The sequence below is a fragment of the Methylomonas koyamae genome (assembly GCF_019669905.1).
GTDB classification, from domain to species: Bacteria; Pseudomonadota; Gammaproteobacteria; order Methylococcales; family Methylomonadaceae; genus Methylomonas; species Methylomonas koyamae.
In genome coordinates this window covers 1,653,175-1,673,299 of record NZ_AP019777.1, presented here as the reverse complement: position 1 = coordinate 1,673,299, position 20,125 = coordinate 1,653,175, and the positions used below count along the sequence as shown (strand labels likewise).

Annotated in this window: 12 protein-coding genes; 6 read left to right on the top strand and 6 right to left on the bottom strand. The window is 55.1% G+C overall.

The window, feature by feature from the left end:
- Position 1: 1 nt before the first annotated feature.
- From MKFW12EY_RS07985 to MKFW12EY_RS07970, 4 genes are all read right to left on the bottom strand, one after another.
- Complete coding sequence (locus tag MKFW12EY_RS07985; protein WP_054760272.1) at positions 2-445, bottom strand: hypothetical protein; 444 nt, start codon at positions 443-445, stop codon at positions 2-4.
- Between the two features lie 232 nt (positions 446-677).
- Positions 678-1,079: a Cu(I)-responsive transcriptional regulator gene (gene cueR / locus MKFW12EY_RS07980; protein WP_054760270.1), complete on the bottom strand. Its 402-nt coding sequence runs from the start codon at positions 1,077-1,079 to the stop codon at positions 678-680.
- A 6-nt stretch (positions 1,080-1,085) separates the two neighbouring features.
- On the bottom strand, positions 1,086-1,937 hold the full coding sequence (locus MKFW12EY_RS07975) for a class I SAM-dependent methyltransferase (protein ID WP_221054320.1): 852 nt from the start codon (positions 1,935-1,937) through the stop codon (positions 1,086-1,088).
- A gap of 328 nt (positions 1,938-2,265) precedes the next feature.
- Complete coding sequence (locus MKFW12EY_RS07970; protein WP_157198193.1) at positions 2,266-2,442, bottom strand: hypothetical protein; 177 nt, start codon at positions 2,440-2,442, stop codon at positions 2,266-2,268.
- Positions 2,443-3,063: 621 nt separating this feature from the next.
- On the opposite strand from MKFW12EY_RS07970, the gene MKFW12EY_RS07965 reads away from it, so the two are divergent.
- The 6 genes from MKFW12EY_RS07965 (at position 3,064) to MKFW12EY_RS07940 (ending at position 16,262) form a co-directional block, all read left to right on the top strand.
- Entirely contained in the window at positions 3,064-4,149 is a 1,086-nt protein-coding gene (locus MKFW12EY_RS07965; protein ID WP_221054319.1) for an efflux RND transporter periplasmic adaptor subunit, read from the top strand.
- Between the two features lie 21 nt (positions 4,150-4,170).
- Positions 4,171-7,347 (top strand): efflux RND transporter permease subunit, encoded by a 3,177-nt coding sequence (locus tag MKFW12EY_RS07960; protein WP_221054318.1) that lies wholly within the window; start codon positions 4,171-4,173, stop codon positions 7,345-7,347.
- A complete protein-coding gene (locus tag MKFW12EY_RS07955; RefSeq protein WP_054760268.1) occupies positions 7,334-8,770 on the top strand; it encodes a TolC family protein in 1,437 nt (478 codons plus the stop codon). Before MKFW12EY_RS07960 ends, MKFW12EY_RS07955 begins: the two co-directional genes overlap by 14 nt.
- 459 nt (positions 8,771-9,229) lie before the next feature.
- The gene (locus tag MKFW12EY_RS07950; protein WP_054760267.1) at positions 9,230-9,895 is read left to right on the top strand and encodes a Crp/Fnr family transcriptional regulator; all 666 of its coding nucleotides are present in this window, start codon (positions 9,230-9,232) and stop codon (positions 9,893-9,895) included.
- Positions 9,896-10,065: 170 nt separating this feature from the next.
- A complete protein-coding gene (locus MKFW12EY_RS07945; RefSeq protein WP_221054317.1) occupies positions 10,066-13,458 on the top strand; it encodes a FecR domain-containing protein in 3,393 nt (1,130 codons plus the stop codon).
- A 692-nt stretch (positions 13,459-14,150) separates the two neighbouring features.
- A complete protein-coding gene (locus MKFW12EY_RS07940) occupies positions 14,151-16,262 on the top strand; it encodes a CHASE2 domain-containing protein (RefSeq protein ID WP_245006463.1) in 2,112 nt (703 codons plus the stop codon).
- Positions 16,263-16,331: 69 nt separating this feature from the next.
- Here the strand turns inward: MKFW12EY_RS07940 and MKFW12EY_RS07935 are convergent, their stop codons facing one another.
- Positions 16,332-18,410 carry a sensor domain-containing protein gene (locus MKFW12EY_RS07935; RefSeq protein WP_221054315.1) on the bottom strand — a complete coding sequence of 693 codons (2,079 nt, stop codon included), beginning with the start codon at positions 18,408-18,410 and terminating at the stop codon, positions 16,332-16,334.
- On the bottom strand, positions 18,359-20,008 hold the full coding sequence (locus tag MKFW12EY_RS07930) for a CHASE domain-containing protein (RefSeq protein ID WP_221054314.1): 1,650 nt from the start codon (positions 20,006-20,008) through the stop codon (positions 18,359-18,361). Before MKFW12EY_RS07930 ends, MKFW12EY_RS07935 begins: the two co-directional genes overlap by 52 nt.
- Positions 20,009-20,125: the final 117 nt, after the last annotated feature.

Here is a 20,125-nt window from a genome sequence, read left to right as displayed (position 1 = left end):
ATCAAATTAGCCTTTCGATTGATTCTTGGAGTTTTTCACTATCTTTTGCTATTCCAAGAAAAATTTTGTCCCGAGTTGAGACATAGCTATCCAGTGCGTTTAGAACAAAGTTCAATAGCTCGCTCGCCTGTGTAATTAATATTAAATCTTTGGATACATCTTGCCATGATTCTTGGCGCTTGAGATTCGCCCTTTGAGCTTCCTCTGATATACCTTGAGATAACTTCTGAAGAGAGAATATTTCTTTTCTAAGATCAAACGTAGCTTGATCAATTGCGCCCTTACGAACTTGCTGCTCAATCCTAGGTGTTATCGCCCTAACTTTTGCATGTAATTCAGTGAGTTGATCTCGATAAATTTTCACTTCCACTAGTTCCTGAGCAAAGACTAGTTGAGTCGAAAGTAAAAAGAATAACCCGATAGCAAGAATAGTTCGTTTTAACATGATAAGTTTTCAAAACACATGACCGTGTTGAGTATTTATGGTTATTGAACATATTTCGGTCATTGAATCAGATAGGGCGACAGACTGCAATGGGTCAAAGCCCCCTCAGCTCAGTAAAAAGCCCCTGCCTTGGCTATCGAAAATAGCCAATCCCCGGTTAGCGCCCCCTTCGCAACAGTGAATTATTCGCTCATTTCGTTGCGTGAAATCGAATTCGTCGAACAGTCAGGCTTTACGTCGGCTGCTGGCCCAGCACTAATGTGTCGATAATCGGGCATTCCGGGCTATCGTCGCCGCTGCAGCGGTGTGCCAACCTGACCAGAACGTCGCGCATTTCGGTTAGTTCGGCAATGCGCCGGTTCAAATCGTCGAGATGGGATTGAGCCAGCGCTTTGACGTTGGCGCTGGCCCGAACCGGATTTTGCCAAAGCAAAACCAGATCGCGGATTTGGTCTAACGAAAATCCCAGGCTGCGGGCGCGTTTGATCATCCGCAACAACTGCAAATCGCTGTCTCGGTAAACGCGGTAACCCGACGCGCTACGCTGGCATTTTTTGATCAGCCCGATACTTTCGTAGTGGCGAATCATTTTGGCGGAGACGCCGGTCATTTTCGCTGCTTGGCTGATGTTCATCGCCCGCTATCCAATACTGGTGTAACCGGCGCTATCTGCCAGCGGTTTATCCGCCACGGCATAAATCACATTTGCCGAAATCTCGTCGACCGAGCGGCTTGCCAAATGCTGAAGATTGGCGTGTTTGACCTTCCGTAACTGTTCGCCATTCAACTGCTCCAACGTCCCCCGATAGCCACTGCCCATCGCCAATACCCACCAATCCTCGGGTCCGGACAGCGCATGGGTGGCGTCTTCGGCAACGATGTCCACATCGGTTAAACCGGCTTCATACAGCATCGCCGACAATCCTTCCGGGGTGGATATCCGATCCCAAGGATTGAAGTCTTTGTAAAGTTCGGGCCGTTCGTTGCGAATGGCTTGCCAAAGCGCGCTGTTGGCGGGTTCGAATAAATCGGGGCCCCAGGTCGTGATTGCCAAACGCCCGCCCGGCCGGACTTGCCGCCACAGTTCCTTGACCGCGGCGCTCATGTCGGGAACGAAAAAAATCCCGAACACGCAAACCACCGCATCGAAATAACCGTCGGGATAGCCCAAAGCAAGCATGTCATCGGCCCGAAATTCCAGGTTATCCAGACCTTCGGCCGCGGCCTTTGCTTGCGCTATTGCCAATAGTTTTTCCGCCAAATCGACGGCAACCACCCGGCCGGCCTGGCCGACCTTTCGCGCCGCCGGCAAGGCTGAAGCACCGGCACCGGCGCAAACGTCCAATACCTTGTCGCCTGTCGTTAACCCCAGACGCTCGACGGTGTTGTTGCCGAACCGGCTCCAAAACGTATTGGCCGGGTGATCGAACAGTTCAGCCGCGGCGTTATAGGCACTTGCGGTTTTCTGCTTGGCTATTGCATGCGATTCCATTTCAACCTCCTTTAAATTATGCGAATTTTAGTCATGGATAGCCGCCGCAACTCGGCCGGCATCCGGGGAGAATAAGCTAAAGCTTCACACGGTTGGAAGGTCAAGCGGAATTAGGTTGCAAGAAAGTCGGCATCGTGGCACTGGTTAACCGATTAATGTCGCGCCGGTAACAACCAAGCTTGGCCATTGTTTGGCCACACGGACGAATTTGGTAACCAGACCGCCGCTTCGGCAGCCCGGCAAACACCGATGTTCGGCGCCGCGATCGCTAATTGACGTTCGAGCCAGGGCTGGCTCGAACAATGGTTTTTTTCGAGTTTGCGGCCGGCTATTCCTCCTTTTCTTCCACCGACGGCGGTTCGGTCGCTTCGCCGTCGAAATTGCTGGCTATACCTGCCGGTTTAACAGTTTGGTTCGGATCGGCCGCGGCTTCTATCGAAAGCGGCAATGCCGAGATCAGTATCAACGCGGTGTATTTCGCAAGGTTGTGGATGTGATTTTTCATCGCTAGCTCCTTTGACTGGCTCACGGGAATCGGGGCCTCTCGCTGCAGTGTCGATTCGGCCCTATTGCCGAGGAGCGATTTCCATGCCAATGCAGCAGCCAAAAGTCTTAAATACCGGCCTGTCATGGCCTGCCTAAACCCATGAAAGCCGCGTCCCGGTTGACCATAAGCCGGATTGTCGAGCTTCCAAGCTGGAGTTCGCCAGCAGAATCCAAACCACCGTAGACGGCGCCGACAAGTCCTTATCCCCGCCTCCCCTACTTCGCTTTACCAAGCATCGGGGAATATTCCCCGGAAAAGCAGGCGCAATTGGGTAATTTTACCCACCGCCCATACATCACATTTCAAACCATTGATTAATAACAACAAAAAACTGGCACCAAGCTTGCTCAGTACTAAACCAAAGCGGGAATAAGCCGTTGGTCGCGGATAGCGCCAGTGTTCGTAATACAGGTATTACCCGCATCGTGATTCGAATATCTACCGCTATAGAGTATTTCGGTCATCAAAACTCTGATTTTTCCGATTTTAGTCTTGGTATTGCCGTTAATAAAACTCCGATACCAATACCGAATATTTTTTAATTAAGTTTTTACCAAAATTATCCGTGAGATCACTGTCATGATAAATAAAACTCGTGTCTTGCTAAGCTTGATTGCGATTCTGCTAACCGCTTGCCAACCGGCGGATACCGAATCTCACGACGAAAAGCCGAAACTGGAAGCAACGACACCGATTCGGGAAGATACTGCCGTTACCAAGGAATACGTGTGCCAGATTCACGCCTTCCGCCATATCGAAGTGCGCGCGCTGGAACGGGGTTATGTGCAGAATATCTTTGTCGACGAAGGCCAATTAATTCGCCAAGGCCAGCCGATGTTCAAGATCATGCCCAATATCTACCAAGCCGAGTTATTAAAAGCTCAGGCCGAAGCCAATAACATGAATATCGAATATCTGAACACCAAAGGTTTGGCCGACCAGAAAATCGTTTCGCCCAACGAACTGGCCCTGGCCAAAGCTAAGCTGGACAAGGCTAACGCCGAGGTAAAACTGGCCGAAACCCATTTGGGATTTACCAATATCAACGCCCCGTTCGAAGGCATCATGGACCATTTAAATGTCCGTAACGGCAGTTTGGTCGAAGACGGCGCGCTACTAACCACCTTGTCCGACATCAGTAAATTGTGGGTGTATTTCAACGTGCCGGAGGCCGAATATCTGGATTTCAAAACCCATAACAACGACGCGGCCATAACCAAAGTTCAATTAAGAATGGCTAATGGCAAAACTTACAACCAGGACGGCGTGATCGAAACCATAGAAGCCGATTTCGATAATACTGCCGGCAATATCGAATTCCGCGCCACCTTCGCTAACCCGGACAAATTGCTTCGCCACGGCGAAACCGGCACGATATTGATGAAAAAGCCATATAAAAATGCGCTATTGATTCCGCAAAAAGCCACATTCGAAATTCTGGATAAAACCTACGTTTACGTCGTCAACGACTCCGGCAAACTGGAACAAAGGCTAATTAACATCGAAGCCGAATTACCGCATTTATTCATTATCAAGGACGGTTTAAAAGACGGCGAAAAAGTCTTACTCGAGGGATTACGAAAAGTCCATGCCGGCGATACGGTGGAAATCAATTTATTGCCGCCGGAAAAAGCTTTCGCCGATTTGCAGTTATATACCGAGTAACGCTTCAGCCAGGGACTTATTATGTTTAGCATCTTTATCAAAAGACCGGTCATGGCGATCGTGTTGTCGCTCAGTTTCCTGTTCATGGGCTTTTTGGCAATCCGCACGTTGCCAGTTTCTCAGTTTCCCGATATCGCCCCGCCGCGCGTCACCATTTCCTTGTCCTTCCCTGGCTCCAGCGCCGACGTGTTGGTCAAATCGTCGCTGATTACCATCGAACGGGCCATCAACGGCGTGCCGGGCATGAAATACATCGTCTCCGACGCCACCAGCGCCGGCGAAGCGACGATCCAGGTCTTGTTCGAACTCGGCGTCGATCCGAATATCGCGATGGTCAACGTCAAGACCCGGGTCGATCAGGTGATGAGCCGGCTGCCGAATCTGGTACGACTGGAAGGCGTGGTGGTCAACTTCGTCCAGCCCAGCATGCTGATGTACGTCAACCTGTACAGCAAGGATAAAAACGCCGACCAGAAATTCTTGTTCAATTACGCCTACGTCAACGTGATACCGGAAATCCAGCGCATCTACGGTATCGCCCAGGCGCAAATCCTCGGCGCCCGCCAGTATGCGATGCGGATTTGGTTGAACCCGGACCGGATGCGCGCCTATAGCGTCTCGACCGAAGAAGTGATGGACGCCATCGCCAAGCAAAGCATCATCGGCCGCCCCGGCCGCATCGGCCAAAGCACCGGCATGGCGGCGCAATCCAAGGAATATGTGTTGATTTACCAGGGCTGGTACAACACGCCGGAGCAATACGCCGACATCATCATCCGCGCCAACTCGGAAGGCGAAATCCTGCGCTTGAAGGACATCGCCAAGGTCGATCTGGACAGCGAGTTTTACAACATTTATTCGGACAAGGACTCCTTCCCGTCCGCGTCCATCGTCCTCAAGCAAAACTACGGCACCAATGCCACCAAAGTCATCGAAGACGTCAAAGCCAAGTTGGAGGAATTAAAAAAGTCCTTCCCGGAAGGCATGGATTACGAGATCAACTACGACGTCTCGCGTTTCGTCGAAGCCTCGATTCACAAAGTGTTGCACACCTTGGGCGAAGCCTTCGTGCTGGTCACCCTGGTCGTGTTCCTGTTCCTCGGCGATTGGCGCTCGACCTTGATTCCGATTCTGGCGGTGCCGGTGTCGCTGATCGGCTCGTTCGCGGTGATGTCGGCCTTCGGTTTGTCGATCAACTTGATCACGCTATTCGCGTTGGTGTTGGCGATTGGCGTCGTCGTTGACGATGCCATCGTCGTGGTCGAGGCGGTACACGCCAAAATGGAAGCCGAACATCTCAGCCCCTATGCCGCCTCCCGGCAAGTATTGGGCGAAATCGGCGGAGCCATCGTCGCTATCACGTTGGTCATGGTGTCGGTATTCGTACCTATCGCCTTTATGAACGGCCCGGTCGGGGTGTTTTACCGGCAGTTTTCGATTGCGATGGCCTCGTCCATCATTATCTCCGCCGTCGTCGCCTTGTCGTTGGCGCCGGTGTTGTGCGCGATGATCTTGAAAAACACTCACGGCCAACCGAAACGTAGAACGCCGATTGCATTGTTTATCGACGGTTTCAACTACTTGTTCGAAAAAGTGACCGGGCGCTACGTCAAGTTACTGGATGTCGTGGTAACTCGCCGCATCGTTACGGTTGCAGTGTTGGCGGCATTCAGTTTCGGGATCTTCACCGTCGATAAAACCTTGCCGGCCGGATTCATCCCTGGCGAAGACCAAGGCATGATCTACGCGATTATCCAAACTCCGCCCGGTTCGACTATCGAAGTCACCAATAAAGTGGCGCGGCAACTGGAAGAAGTCGCCGAAAAAATCGACGGCGTGCAGTCGGTGTCGTCGTTGGCCGGCTACGAGGTATTGACTGAGGGCCGCGGCTCCAACGCCGGCACCTGCATCATCAATCTAAAGGATTGGACCCAGCGCAAGGTCTCGGTGGAGGACGTGATTCGCCAATTAGAGGAAAAAACCCACGATTTCGGTGCGGTGATCGAATTCTTCCAACCGCCGGCCGTGCCTGGCTACGGCGCCGCCTCCGGTCTGGCGTTCAGGCTATTGGATAAGACCACCGGCACCGATTATTTCCAGTTCGACAAACTGAATCAGGAGTTCATGGCCGCCTTGCGTAAACGCCCGGAATTGACCGGCTTGTTCACCTTTTACGCTGCCAACTACCCGCAATACGAGTTGAAAATAGACAACAAATTGGCGATGCAAAAAGGCGTGAATATCGACAAGGCCATGGAAAACCTGGACATCATGATCGGCAGTACCTACGAACAAGGCTTCATCCGCTTCAATAACTTTTTCAAAGTCTACGTGCAAGCCTTGCCGGAGTTTCGCCGCTTCCCGACCGACGTATTGAATTACTACGTCAAAAACGACGCCGGCGAAATGGTGCCCTACTCGGCTTTTATGACCGTGCAACCGCAGCAAGGTCCGAACGAGCTGACCCGCTACAACCTGTACAACTCGGCGGCGATCCGCGCCGAACCGGCGCCCGGTTACACCAGCGGCGATGCCATCAACGCCATCAAGGAAGTGGCCAAGACGACTTTACCGCAGGGATTCGATGTGGCCTGGGAAGGCTTGTCCTTCGACGAAGCGGCGCGCGGAAACGAAGCGCTGGTGATTTTCGCCGTGGTCCTGGTGTTTGTGTACCTGGTGTTGGCGGCGCAGTACGAAAGCTTTGTCTTGCCACTGGTGGTGATCTGTTCGTTGCCGGCCGGCATCTTCGGCTCGTTTTTACTGCTAAAGACCATGGGCTTGGCCAACGACGTCTATTCCCAAGTCGGTTTGGTGATGTTGGTCGGCTTGCTCGGTAAGAACGCGGTGTTGATCGTCGAATACGCGGTACAAAAACAGGAGCAAGGCATGTCGGTGCGAGAAGCGGCCATCGAAGCCGCCAAGGCCCGGTTCCGGCCGATTCTGATGACCTCGTTCGCCTTCATCGCCGGCCTGGTGCCGCTGGCTTTCGCTACCGGCGCCGGGGCGGTCGGCAACCGTACCATCGGCACCTCCGCGTTGGGCGGCATGCTGTTCGGCACCGTGTTCGGCGTCGTGCTAATTCCAGGCCTGTATTACATCTTCGCCAAACTGATCGAAGGCAAACGCATGATCAAGGACGAAGACGTCAATCCATTCACCGAAACCTATCATTACGGTACCCAAGATGCTGACGAATAAAACCCATGTTTTGCTGGTAACGGCTTTGGCGATGGCTATGTTGCAAGCCTGCGGTATTCCGGATATGACCAAAAAAACCGCGGATACGCAGTTGCCCGAGCAATTCAAGCCCGGCGTAAACGAGCAGACCAGTTCCGCGAACGTGAAATGGCAGGACTTCTTCGACGATCCGCAACTGCGCAGCTTGATCGATACCGCCGTCGCCAATAACAAGGAAATCAACATCATGGCGCAACGGATCAGCATCGCCGAAAATGAAATCCAGGCGCGCAAGGGGGAATACCTGCCCTTCGTCAAACTCGGCGCCGCGGCCGGCGGCGAGAAGACGGCGCAATACACCCGCAACGGCGCGGTCGAGGACAATCTGAATATCGCCAAGGGCCAACCGTTTCCGGCCTTTCTCGGCGATTACCAGTTCGGCTTGTTCTCGACTTGGGAAATCGACATTTGGAAAAAGCTCAGGAACGCGACTCAAGTGGCCGTCTACGAATACATGGCATCCGGCGAAGGCCGTAATTTTCTGTTGACCAATCTGGTCGCAGAGGTCGCGCATGCCTATTACGAATTGATCGCCTTGGACAACCAGCTGGAAAACTTGCGGCAAAACATCGCGCTACAGCAAAACGGCTTGCAGGTGGTCAGGCAGTTGCAAACCTTCGCCAGAACCACGGCACTGGCAGTCAAGCGTTACGAAGCCGAGGTCGCAAAAAACCAGGCCCGGCAATACGAAATCGAGCAGCAGATTACCGTGGTCGAGAATCGGATCAATACGCTGCTCGGCAGAACGCCGCAACCGATAGCGCGCGCATCGGCCGGTTTCATGGACATCAAGCCCAAGGTCTTGAGCGCCGGCGTGCCGTCGGAGTTATTGCAAAATCGGCCCGACATTCGCAAGGCCGAACTGGAATTAAAGGCCGCCGATCTGAACATCGACGTCGCCAGGGCCAATTTCTACCCGTCGTTCGGCATCAAGGCCGGCCTCGGCTTTCAGGCGTTTGCGTTGAAATACCTGATCAACACGCCGGAATCGTTGGCGGCGATGGTGGCCGGTGAACTGGCGGCGCCGCTGGTCAACAAAAACGCGATCACCGCCGAATACAAAAACGCCAACGCCAAGCAAGTACAGGCGGCCTACGAATACGAGCAAAGCATCATCAACGCTTACGCCGAAGTCGCCAATCAAATGTCCAACATCGATAACCTGGACAAAAACTACCAGCTAAAACGGCAGCAGGTGGATGCGCTGGTGAAATCGATCGAAGTTGCCAACCAGTTGTTTATCTCGGCGCGAGCGGACTATTTGGAGGTGTTGTTGACCCAACGCGACGCGTTGGAAGCCAAGAAAGAACTGATCGAAACCAAGCAAAAACAAATCAGCGCGATGGTCGCGCTTTACAAAGCGCTGGGCGGCGGCTGGCTATAGCGCAGTTGCGGCCGATTTAAGGACACTTCTCTCTTCTATCCCACTTTCAATTGCAGAATCGCATGTACGGCCGGACTCAGTCTCCCGGCCGCCAACCGCGTTTTTCCCGACAAACGGCGGCTCTGCCGCTATTTTAAAGGTATAAAAAAATGCCGACGGCGACTTGATTCGCTGGGGATATGTGAAATACTTCACAGCAGTACGCGCATTGGCTCCGGTTTGAGTTACCGGCGATCCGGTTGAACAGAACGGATTTGCGGTAACACCGCACTGGAAAGCCGCTCAGGCGACGAGCGCCCGAACCGGCCCGATGTTGTAGGGCGGCGGATTTCCGGGCGGCCGTCGGCAAACCCGCCGGCACCAGGTAACCCGCCAGCCGATGCGCAGGCCAAGCCGTTTGGCTGCAAACCAACCGCTATGGCGCCGCCGGCAATAATTAGAAAATAGCGTTCATCAACCATGCAATCGGAAGTTCTCGCCTGTCTCAGTAAAATCCCGTTTCTGGCCGGCATGCCGGACGAAGCGCTCGCCGCGTTGGCCTCGCGCGCCAAGGTCGTTAAATTTGCCAAAAAAGCCCTGATTATTTCCGAGGGCGACGATACCAGTTCGATGTACATCGTGCTGGCCGGCAAAGTCCGCGTATTCAGCAGTAACGACAAGGACAAAGAGGTGACCTTGTTGATCCAGGAAGCCGGCTCCTACTTCGGCGAATTGGCCCTGCTCAGCAACGAACCGCGTTCCGCCGGCGTCGAAGCCATGGACAAGACGGTTTGCGGCGTGATTGGCAAGGCCGACTTCATCCACTGGCTGAAACAATACCCGGATGCCGCCATCGAGCTATTGGGCGTGTTGGCGGAAAAAGTCCGCGCCTTGACCGAGAAAGTCAAACAGATGGCGCTATCCAACGTCTACGAACGCACCATCAAAATTCTGCAAGACATGGCCGACAAAGAAGGCGACATCTACGTAATCCACAACCGGCCAACCCAGCAGGAACTGGCGACCATGGTCGGTTCGTCGCGGGAGATGATCAACAAGGTAATGAAGGAATTGACCAAGGGCGGCTACGTCAGCGTCGACGACAAAACCCTGCGCATTCTGCACACTCCACCGGCATCCTGGTAAGCGACCGAGCCGCCGATCCGACGCGCCGATGTGCGGCCAAAAACCGCGCCAAAAGCAAACAACCATAGTCCTCGCAAGTTAATTATTACCTTGCTAATGTGACCACTTCGACTATATTGCAAAGAAAACGCCACCCTGGAGAAGTAATGCGTTGTCTTGTGATTTGGCTCATGTTTTTATTTTCGCAACTGTGTTCAGCGGAGACGGACGCAGCAGCGGCATGCAGCCAAACGGCATCGGCCACTTTAGTCTCGCTGCAAGGCAGCCTGTATTTCGACCCCGACGGCCACGGCCGCTGGCATGTGGCGCAATTGAGCCAAGCGCTTTGCGAGGGCAGCCGCATCCGGGTCGAAGCGGACAGCCGCGCCACGTTATTGTTGCCTAGCGGCATTACCTTGCGCCTGAGCGGCGGCTCCGTGTTGTCGCTGAATAAAATCGGCCAGCAAGACCCGACGCTGCTGGATCTGGTCAAAGGCTTCGTCCACTTCATCAGCCGCACGCCAAAGCAATTGCAGATTACGACGCCGGTGGCGAACGCCGGTCCGGAAGGTACCGAATTTGCGCTGCAAGCCGATGCCGCCAGCGCCTCGTTGTGGGTCTACGAAGGCGGCGTGCGTTTTTTCAATGCCTACGGCGAACTGCGCCTGCAGCCCGGCGAATCGGGACAGACCCTGCTCGGCCAAGCTCCGCGGGCGCAAATCGACATCAAGCCGCGCGACGCGGTGAGTTGGGCCTTGTACTACCCGCCCTTGCTGAATTATCCGGAACCGGCCCAAGCCGCCGATCCCGACTTGCGTGCGGCTATTGCGGAATTCCGCCGCGGCCGCACCGATCTGGCGTTGACCGCCTTGGCCGCCCTGCCGCCGGAGCGGCAATCCCTGCAGTATCTTAAAATCCGCGGCGCAATGCGCCTTAGCGTAGGCCAAACCGAAACCGCGCTACAGGATATCCAGGCGCTGCTGGCCGCCAACCCGGGCGATGCCGACGCCTTGGCCTTGCAATCGATTCTGGCGCTGAGCCAAAACCGCAAAGCCGAAGCCGATGCGCTAGCCAAGCAAGCCGTTGCCGCCGATAACCGTTCGGCCGCAGCCCATTCGGCCCTGTCCTACGTCCAACAAGGCCAGTTCGATTTGGAACAAGCTCTGGCATCGGCGGAACGAGCCGCCGCGTTGGCGCCGCAGGACGCGCTGGTATGGGCGCGGCTGGCCGAATTGAGACTGGCGCTGGGCCGGCGCAACGAAAGCCGCGATGCCGCCGCCAAGGCATTTCAACTCGATCCGAACCTGGAACGCACGCAGACCGTAGCCGGTTTCTCGCAACTGTTCGATACCGAAATCGACCGAGCCCGCCGCAGTTTCGAAACCGCAATCCGTCTGGATTCCAGCTCGCCGCTAGCGCGGCTGGGCCTGGGGCTGGCGAAAATCCGCGGCGGCGACCTGGAACAGGGCCGGCGGGAATTGGAAATCGCCGCGGTGCTGGACCCGGAAAACTCGTTGATCCGCAGCTACTTAGGCAAAGCCTATTACGAGGAACGCCGCGACCGGCTGGCTGCCGACCAACTCGAACTGGCCAAGGAACGAGACCCGAACGATCCGACCCCGTATTTCTACGACGCCATCCGCAAACAAACCACCAACCGGCCGGTCGAGGCGTTGGCGGATATGCAAGACGCCATGCAATTGAACGATAACCGAGCCGTATACCGCTCGAAACTGTTGCTGGACCAAGATCTAGCCGCTAAAAGTGCTAGCTTGGGCCGCATATACAACGATCTGGGTTTTCAGTGGATGGGCTTGGTTCAAGGATGGCGCTCTGTAAGCGAAGACCCGAGCAACTTCTCGGCACATCGTCTGCTGGCCGATAACTACGCTGCAGTACCGCGCCATGAAATCACCCGTGTCAGCGAGTTGCTGCAATCTCAATTATTGCAACCGGCCAACATGACGCCTATCCAACCCGGTTTGTTAACCAGTAACCCTTTGGTACTCGAAGGCTTGGGACCAACGACACAATCGTTTAACGAGTTTAACCCGCTATACACTCGTAACCGCTTGGCCTTGCAGCTCTCGGCAATTGCAGGTGGGAACAATACCTGGGGCAACGAAGCGATACATTCCGGCATTTGGGACCGGTTTTCTTACAGCCTCGGCCAGTTTCACTATTCAACCGACGGTTTCCGGGAAAACAACGATATCGAAACCAACCTTTACACCGCTTTCGCCCAATTTGCTTTAACACCCTCGACCAACATTCAATTCGAATTCCGTGACAACAAGACCGAATCGGGCGATATATCCTCACAATTTTTTGCAGCCGATGTCGATGAGGCTTTGCGACAAACTAATCGCACAACTAGCGCTAGAGCTGGACTGCATTACGAAATCGATGCAGATAGCGATTTCTTGACATCATTGAGCCATTTAAAAAGGGAAATCAATCAGAATTCGCGTCACATTTTTACCGATGAATTCGGTTTTTTGCAGGATAAGAGCCGAACAAATCGAGTAACTACGGAAGCTTTCCACCTCGAATCTCAGTACCTAAAACGAACAAAATATTCAAATTATGTCTTGGGACTTAGCTATCTCGGTCAAGATGAAAATCTGAATATCGATGAAGTTAATAAGGCTTCAATTTTCGGCTTCGAATTGCCTTGCATCTGCGATACCTCAAACTCAGACCGAGGTGGAAATTTTATCAACTCTTATATCTATTCCAATATTAATTGGTTGAAATATTTACCTACAACACTAGGCGTCAGCTTTGATTCGATGGATAGCCGCTCCCTCGGCACCGTCAACAAAATAAACCCGAAAGTCGGCTTGAAGTGGAATTATGCGGAGCAAAGTGCCTTACGCGCGGCCTACTTCACCAATGTAAAACGGCCCCTAATATCCGATCAAACCATCGAGCCCACTCAGATAGCGGGCTTTAACCAATTTTTCGACGATATCACGGGCTCAATGTCTGAGAGATACGGAGTCGGCATTGACCATCAACTGACTAAAAACTTGTTTATTGGCGCAGAGGTCTCGTGGCGTAACCTGCAAGTTCCAACCGGAGAATTGATCAAAAAACGGCAACGCGAGCACCGCGATCACGGTTACATTTATTGGGCTCTAAACGACCAGTTTTCCATCAATTTCGATATCAATTACGAAACTGTAAACCGCGAGCTGTTCGACACCACAGATCTGACACCCGGATCGATCAAGACCCTGAGAATGCCGTTGAGTATTAATTATTTTGCACCGAATGGTATTTTCACAAAAATCACCGCAACCAACGTTCATCAAACCATCGATAAACAAACCGGCTTAGCGATAAAGGGTTTCCAATCTACAATACGAGAAGGTACGGACGACTTCTGGACGATTGATGCACAATTCGGCTATCGTTTACCAAAACGCTGGGGCATCGTATCGATAGGGGTAAAAAACCTATTCGACGAAAAATTCAATTATCAGGAATTTTACTTTCAAAATGGGGTCAACAATCCAATTATGCCGACCTTTCAACCCGGGAGGTATTTGTATAGCCAAATTACAATTGCATTCAACTAGAAAAAAATTCAATCATTAAAATAACAGGGGACACAATAATGGAAATTATTAGAAAGATTTGTGCTGCTTGGACTCGACAAAACGAGTCGTTCAAGCTATTAAGCGTAGCGCTAATTATTGGCGTAGCGACGTTTATATTTACCCCAAAAGCCTTAAACGTCGTCACGCTAAATGAATATAAAAATCCGAGTACCGGTGAATCGGTCAAACCGGTGCCTTGCACAGCGGAACCCGGTGAAAACCAATGCAAAATTTTTAAAGACGAATTCGTAACCCAAGAGGTTTACACCTCCACGCTAAGCCGTAAAGTGGGAAGCACAACGTGTTGTTTGACTACCACGTCCACCACTGTTGGCGGCGAAGTCAAGGTTGGAACAGAGTCGTGTTGGACTATTCCTCAAACCCTACCTAACTGTCCAAGTGGGTACACAAAAAAATAAATAATTGCAATATAGTTTCCCTGGCCGACGCAGATCAGTTTCTAATAACTTCGGTTTTGACTCCGCATTCTATTTACCGGTCGGGGAATAATTGGTTGTGCATCCGTTCTCCGCGCGGACACGCTAAAACATTCGTGTAAAAATGCGCCCCCCAGCTACCGACACCCCCGAAGCAAAACCACCATCGCGATGCTCCAACGCCTTATCCGGCCAGTAATAATCGCTGCAATTGCCGGTTCGATAGCCGGCGCCGTGTCTACCGCTACCGACCTGGAACTCCCCAGCCAAGACGCCCTATTCCGCCTGCGCGGACCGCTGCCGGCGCCGGAGCATGTGGTCATCGTTGCGATGGACGAAGCGTCGGAGAACCAGCTCGGCGTCGGCCAGGACTTGACGCGCTGGCGCGCCTTCCATGCCCACCTGATTCAGCAATTGCAGCGGCAAGGGGTAAAGCTGGTCGTTTTCGATCTGCAATTCATCGCCGCCAACCCGGCGGTCGATCCGGCGTTAGCGGCTGCAATGCGGGCAGCTGGCAATGTGCTGATCGGCGAGTGCGTGCAGAAATTCCGCCGCGGCGCAGCCGATTTTTTCGGCCGCGAAGAATGCTCGGAAACCAACAAACAAACCGCCGTTGCCCTGGAAGGCAACGCCGACGCGGAATTGCCTGAGCAATTGGTGGCGATGCGCCAAATCCGGGCGACGCCTGAGATTGCCGCCGCGGCGTTGGACAGCGCACCGTTTTATCTGGCCAACGATGCCGAAGACAGCAAGGTGCGCGAAGTCTGGACCTTCTTCGACGCCCTGGCCGACGCGCCCAGCCTGCCGGTATTGGCCTGGACTTACACCCGGCAAGCGGCCGCCGCTTTCGCCGACAGCGGCCAATCCGGCTCCGCCTGGCTGACCGAGCGGCGCCGGGACTGCCTGGCCGCCGAAGATCGCCCGGCGCCGACCGGCCTGGGCGCCGATTTCGACAAACTGCTATGCGACGGCGACAGCCGCTACCTAAATTATTACGGCCCGCCGAAAACGCTGTGCATGGAGTCTTACGCCGACGTCTACTCCGGCAAAATCGGCGATCTACGCGACAAAGTCGTGTTCGTCGGCCGCGCCAACCGCCAATTTTCGCCGGGTAAAACCGATTTTTTCCCGACGCCGTTCTCCGACTCGCGCACCGGCAAAATGGCCGGGGTCGAGATCATGGCGACCCAATTCGCCAACCTGAGCCAAGCCGCATTTATCGAAATTCCAATGCCGTTTTGGACGGTCTCCGGCCCGTTCGGCCTGGCCGTAGCCGGGTTGCTGAACAGCCGGCGCAAACGCCGCGGCCTGCTGGCCAGCGCCGTGGTAGCCGCGGGCTACGCCGGATTTGCCGTCTATGCCTTTGCCGCGTGGCGCTGGTGGCTGCCGCTGGCTGGGCCGTTATTGGTGCAACTGCCGTTGTCATGGCTGCTGGCATTGGCCTGGTCGCGTTACGACCTGATCTGCGAACGCAAACGCCTATTAAACTTCGTGCGCCAGGTGTTTCCGCAATGGGCCACGTTCGTACCGGCAGCGCCCGGCGCTTGGCACGCGGAGCGGCATTTGCCGCCTACCCGCCCGGAACGGGACGTCAGCGGCCTGTGCCTGGCTACCGATATTGCCGGTTACACGGCAATCGCCGCCCAACATTCGCCGCGGGAAATGTGGCAATTGCTGAACGCCTATTACCAGGTGCTGGGCCATCCGGTGATTTCCCACCAAGGCATGATTGCCGACGTTACCGGCGACGCGATGATGGCGATCTGGTGCGAACTGCCGCCGGCCAAGCAAAAACAGCTCGCCTGTCTGGCGGCGCTGGACATGGCCGCCGCCGTGGAGGCCTTCAACCAAGCTACGCCGCTGGCGCCGTTGGCGACTCGAATCGGTCTGCACCAGGGCGAGCTGACCCTGGGCCGGCTGGAGGCCGGCCGGACCAGCCATTACCGCGCTATCGGCGACACGGTCAATACCGCATCGCGGATTCAAGGCGTTAATACGCCGTTGGGAACGCGGATTCTAGCGACGGCAAGCATCGCGGCGGAACTGGAAGGCATCGTCAGCCGTCCGGTCGGCAGCTTCCGCGTGATCGGCCGGAGCGAGCCGGTGGAATTGGTGGAAATCGTCGGCTGCGGCGACGCCGAACCGAATGCTGTCCACAGCCGCTTTGCAGAAGGCCTCGCCGCGTTTCGTGCCGGCGATTGGGCCGAGGCAATCCGGAGCTTACAAGCCGCCTTGGAGCTTGACGCCGACGACGGCCCCAGCCGGTTTTATCTGCAAAAAGCCGTGGAGTTTCGGCGGAACCCGCCCGAACGCTGGAACGGTGTGGTCTTATTGGACGCCAAATGAACGCAGCCGCCGATTAGCTGCGCGATCAACAAACCGGCCCGAACCCGACAGACAGGTCGCTGCCAACCGCTACGACATCACCGCCGGCGGGTTTTGCGGCAGCCTTGACGCGCAAAGCGCGGCGGTATTTTGATTGACGACCGCCTCGAAGAAACGGTCGAACGGCACCGGTTTGCCGAACAGATAACCCTGGAAGCAGCGGCAATTCTTATGCAACAACATATCGAACTGCTCGTCGGTTTCGACGCCTTCGGCGATGGTATCCAGCTCCAAACTGCTCGCCATCGCCAGCACCGTCCTGACAATCGCCCGGTCGTTGGCGTCGGTCACGATATCGCGTACGAACGATTGGTCGATCTTCAATTGGTCGATTGGCAGGCTTTTTAAGTAACGCAGGCAAGAATATCCGGTACCGAAATCGTCCAACGAGATTTGCAGGCCCAGTTGTTTCAAGGCGGCCATGGTCGGGACGATGCCGTCGATATCGTCCAGCAACATGCTCTCGGTCAGTTCCAATTTGAGCAGGTCCGGCCGACGGATATCATGCCGACGTAAAGCCGCCCTAACCTGGTCGACAAAATCCCGCTGTCGGAACTGGCGCGGACTGACATTGATCGACAAGGTCAATTCGCGGGTGCGCGGATGCGATTGCCACACTGCCAAATGGGCGCAGGCGGTTTCGATGACCCAGCGGCCAACCTCTGTTATCAGATCGGACTCCTCGGCAATCGGGATGAATTGGGACGGCAGCAGCAAACCTTGCTCCGGGTGGCGCCAGCGAATCAAAGCCTCGGCGCCGAGCGCCGTCCCGGAAGCCAACACCTGAATCTGGTAATACAGTTCGAGCTGGCCGGCCGCTACGGCATGGCTCAAGGCACGCTCCAGCGCGGCGCGTTTTTCGATCGCAATCTGCAGCATCGGGTCGAAAAAGCACAGCGTATTGCGGCTGGTTTTCTTGGCTTGGTACATGGCGATGTCGGCCTGTTTCAACAACTCTTCGGCCTGTTGCGCCCGCGCGGCCTGATTGAACAGGCTGATGCCGATACTCGGCGTACTGCGGTGCTGGTGGTTGCCGAGCCGGTAGGGCTGGTTCAGGGTAAGCAAGATTTTGTTGGCTACCTGCTCGGCAACAGCAGCCGTTTCGACCCCCTCCGCACTCAGATTTTCCAACATCACGACAAATTCGTCGCCGCCCAGGCGGGCGACGGTATCGCCTTCCCGAACGCAAAGTTTCAGCCGCTCCGCCACTTGCAGCAATAATAAATCGCCGACATCGTGGCCCAGCGTATCGTTCAGAATCTTGAAATTATCCAAATCCAGAAACAACAAGGCGCCGCCCAAGCCGCTGCGGGCGCTGGCGACCAGCGCCTGTTTCAGCCGGTCCAACAGCAGGCGGCGGTTGGCCAGGCTGGTTAACGGATCGTAAAACGCCAAGCGCTCGATTTTTTCCGCGGCCGCCTTGCTATGGGTGATGTCGGTATGCGCGGCGACGTAATGGGTCAGGTTGCCGGCGCTGTCTTTCACCGCGGTAATCGTAAGCAACTCCGGATAAACTTCGCCGGACTTGCGCCGGTTCCAGATCTCGCCGCTCCACGATCCGGTTTCGGCAATCGCGGTCCACATCGCCTGGTAAAACTCCGCCCCCTGCCGGCCCGATTTCAGCAGACGGGAGTTTTTGCCTATCACTTCGGCATCCTCGTAACCGGTAATGGCAGAGAACGCCCGATTGACCCGCAGGATGTCGCCGTCGGCATTGGTCACGACCATGCCCTCCTGCGATTCGAAGGCCACCGCGGCGATGCGCAATTCGGCGTCCGCTTGCTTGCGCTGCGAAATATCTCTGGACGAATTGAACAACACCAGTTTTCCGTCCAATTCCAGCGGGTAGCCGCTGACTTCGACGTGAAAAACGGAACCGTCTTTGCGCCGGTGCATGGTCTCGATTTGGTACCGGGCCTGATTTTCGAATTGCGTCCTCAGCGCGGCAAGCAACTGGTCGGCATTCGCAAAGCCGGCATCCCAGTGGCAGACGTTCATACCGACAACTTCTTCCCGCCGATAACCCAACATCTCGCAAAACGAGTTGCTGGCTTCTATTACGTTACCTTCGACGCTGAGGATATGGATGCCGTCGCTGGCGTTGTGCAATAACGCGATATTTTTTCGCTTTCGCTACGCAGTTGCTTGGTTTGCCTGTCGACCTGGCGTTCGATTGCCGCGCTGCGGCCGGTGATGGCTAATAACAAGGCCTGAAACAAACTGACCAAGATCAAACCGGCCGCCAACACGGTCCAGGCCAGCAGCGAACGATTGGCAGCCATGAATTCCCGAATCGGATAAACAGTGGCCAACCATGTCCGGCCGTTGAACGGAATTTCGCCGCTCCAGCTAAATTCGGCCAAATCCGCTTCGGGCGGGGCACCGTAACGGTACAGCACCCGGTTGTCGGCCGGCGCACCGTTGTCTTCCAGCCTAAAAGCCAGTCCGTAAGGCAACGATGCTGCCAATTGATGCTGCAACATATCCTCGATCCGAAACACGCCGACGGCAAAGCCGCTGGGAGTTTTCGGCCCGAATGGGCCGGCCGCGGCCTGCGCAGCTTCGGCATAAACCGGATGCAACAGCAATACGCCGCTGCTGACGCCGCTTTCCTGTACCAGGCGTAACGGCGCCGACGCGGTCAGTTCGTTACGCTTGACCGCCTCGGCGATTGCGGCATGCCTCAATTCGTCCGACGCAATATCGTAGCCCAGCGCCAAACGGTTCTTGTCCAGCGGCGCAATGTAGCGCACGGCGACATAAGTCTCGCGCTCGTCGGCCGGAACCAGCTTTCCCGACGCGTCTCTTTGGCTGATGCGCATGTCGGGCAAGTGCAATTCGTTCCGCATCGCCGCTTCGAAATCGGCTTTATCCCGGTAGCGAACCACCGGGTTCCAGCTCAAGGCCTGCAGATCGGGATGTTCGGCAAAACTGGGCCTGGTAAAGCGCTCGAAGTCGGCAAAAGTCAAACGCGGATAGGCATAAATCAAGTTGGAGATCGACTCTACCAAATCGCCGTAGGCGAGCAACTTGGCTTGCAACCGGATGTTCAGAGAGGAGCCGTAAGCGGAAATTTCCTGCTTGATCCGGTTGGTTTCGGTATGCGACACGTAAATGAAGGCGGCGACAATACCGGCGGTAATCGTCAGTGCAGGTAGCGCCACAAATTTGATCCGGGCTTGCCGGAGCCGGTTTTGACGTTGCAGTACGATCATCGCCATCGGCCCGAACAGCAAGGTGCCGATCGAATCGCCGATCCACCAGTTCCACCAGTTAAACAGTAATTCGCCGCGCGAGATTACGCCGAATCCGGCCAATGCCAGATTGGCGACCGAAGCCGAAACCAGGCAACTCAGCGGCCCGGCCAACAACAACAGCAACAGGATATGCTTATCGGTATCCAGCACGTGCCAGGCGTCTTTTAAAAAGCGTTTGACCAACGCTGCCGCGGCAAAGGCCTGCAAAACCGCGCCCGAGCCGATGGCCGCGGCCACCCACACGCCGTCTTGGTCCAAACTCCCGTGCCGGCCGGCGACCCACAAGTTCAATGCCAGCGAACCGAAACCGACGCCGGGCAACATCCGGTATCCCGAACATAACACCGCGCCGAACGCCACGCCGGCCGCCGGAAACACCGCCGAGGCATAACCGGGAGCAATCGCCAGCTCCAAGCCGGCCGCACCTAACAAAAAGTAACAGACGCTCAAAAACAAGGAGCGGCCAAGCCAAGCTAAACTCGGGAAATAACAGGGGTTTCTAGTGAGAGGCAAAGCGGATCGTGAACATTAGTCGGTTAATTGCGGCGGGGTTGCGGCCCAAAGCGT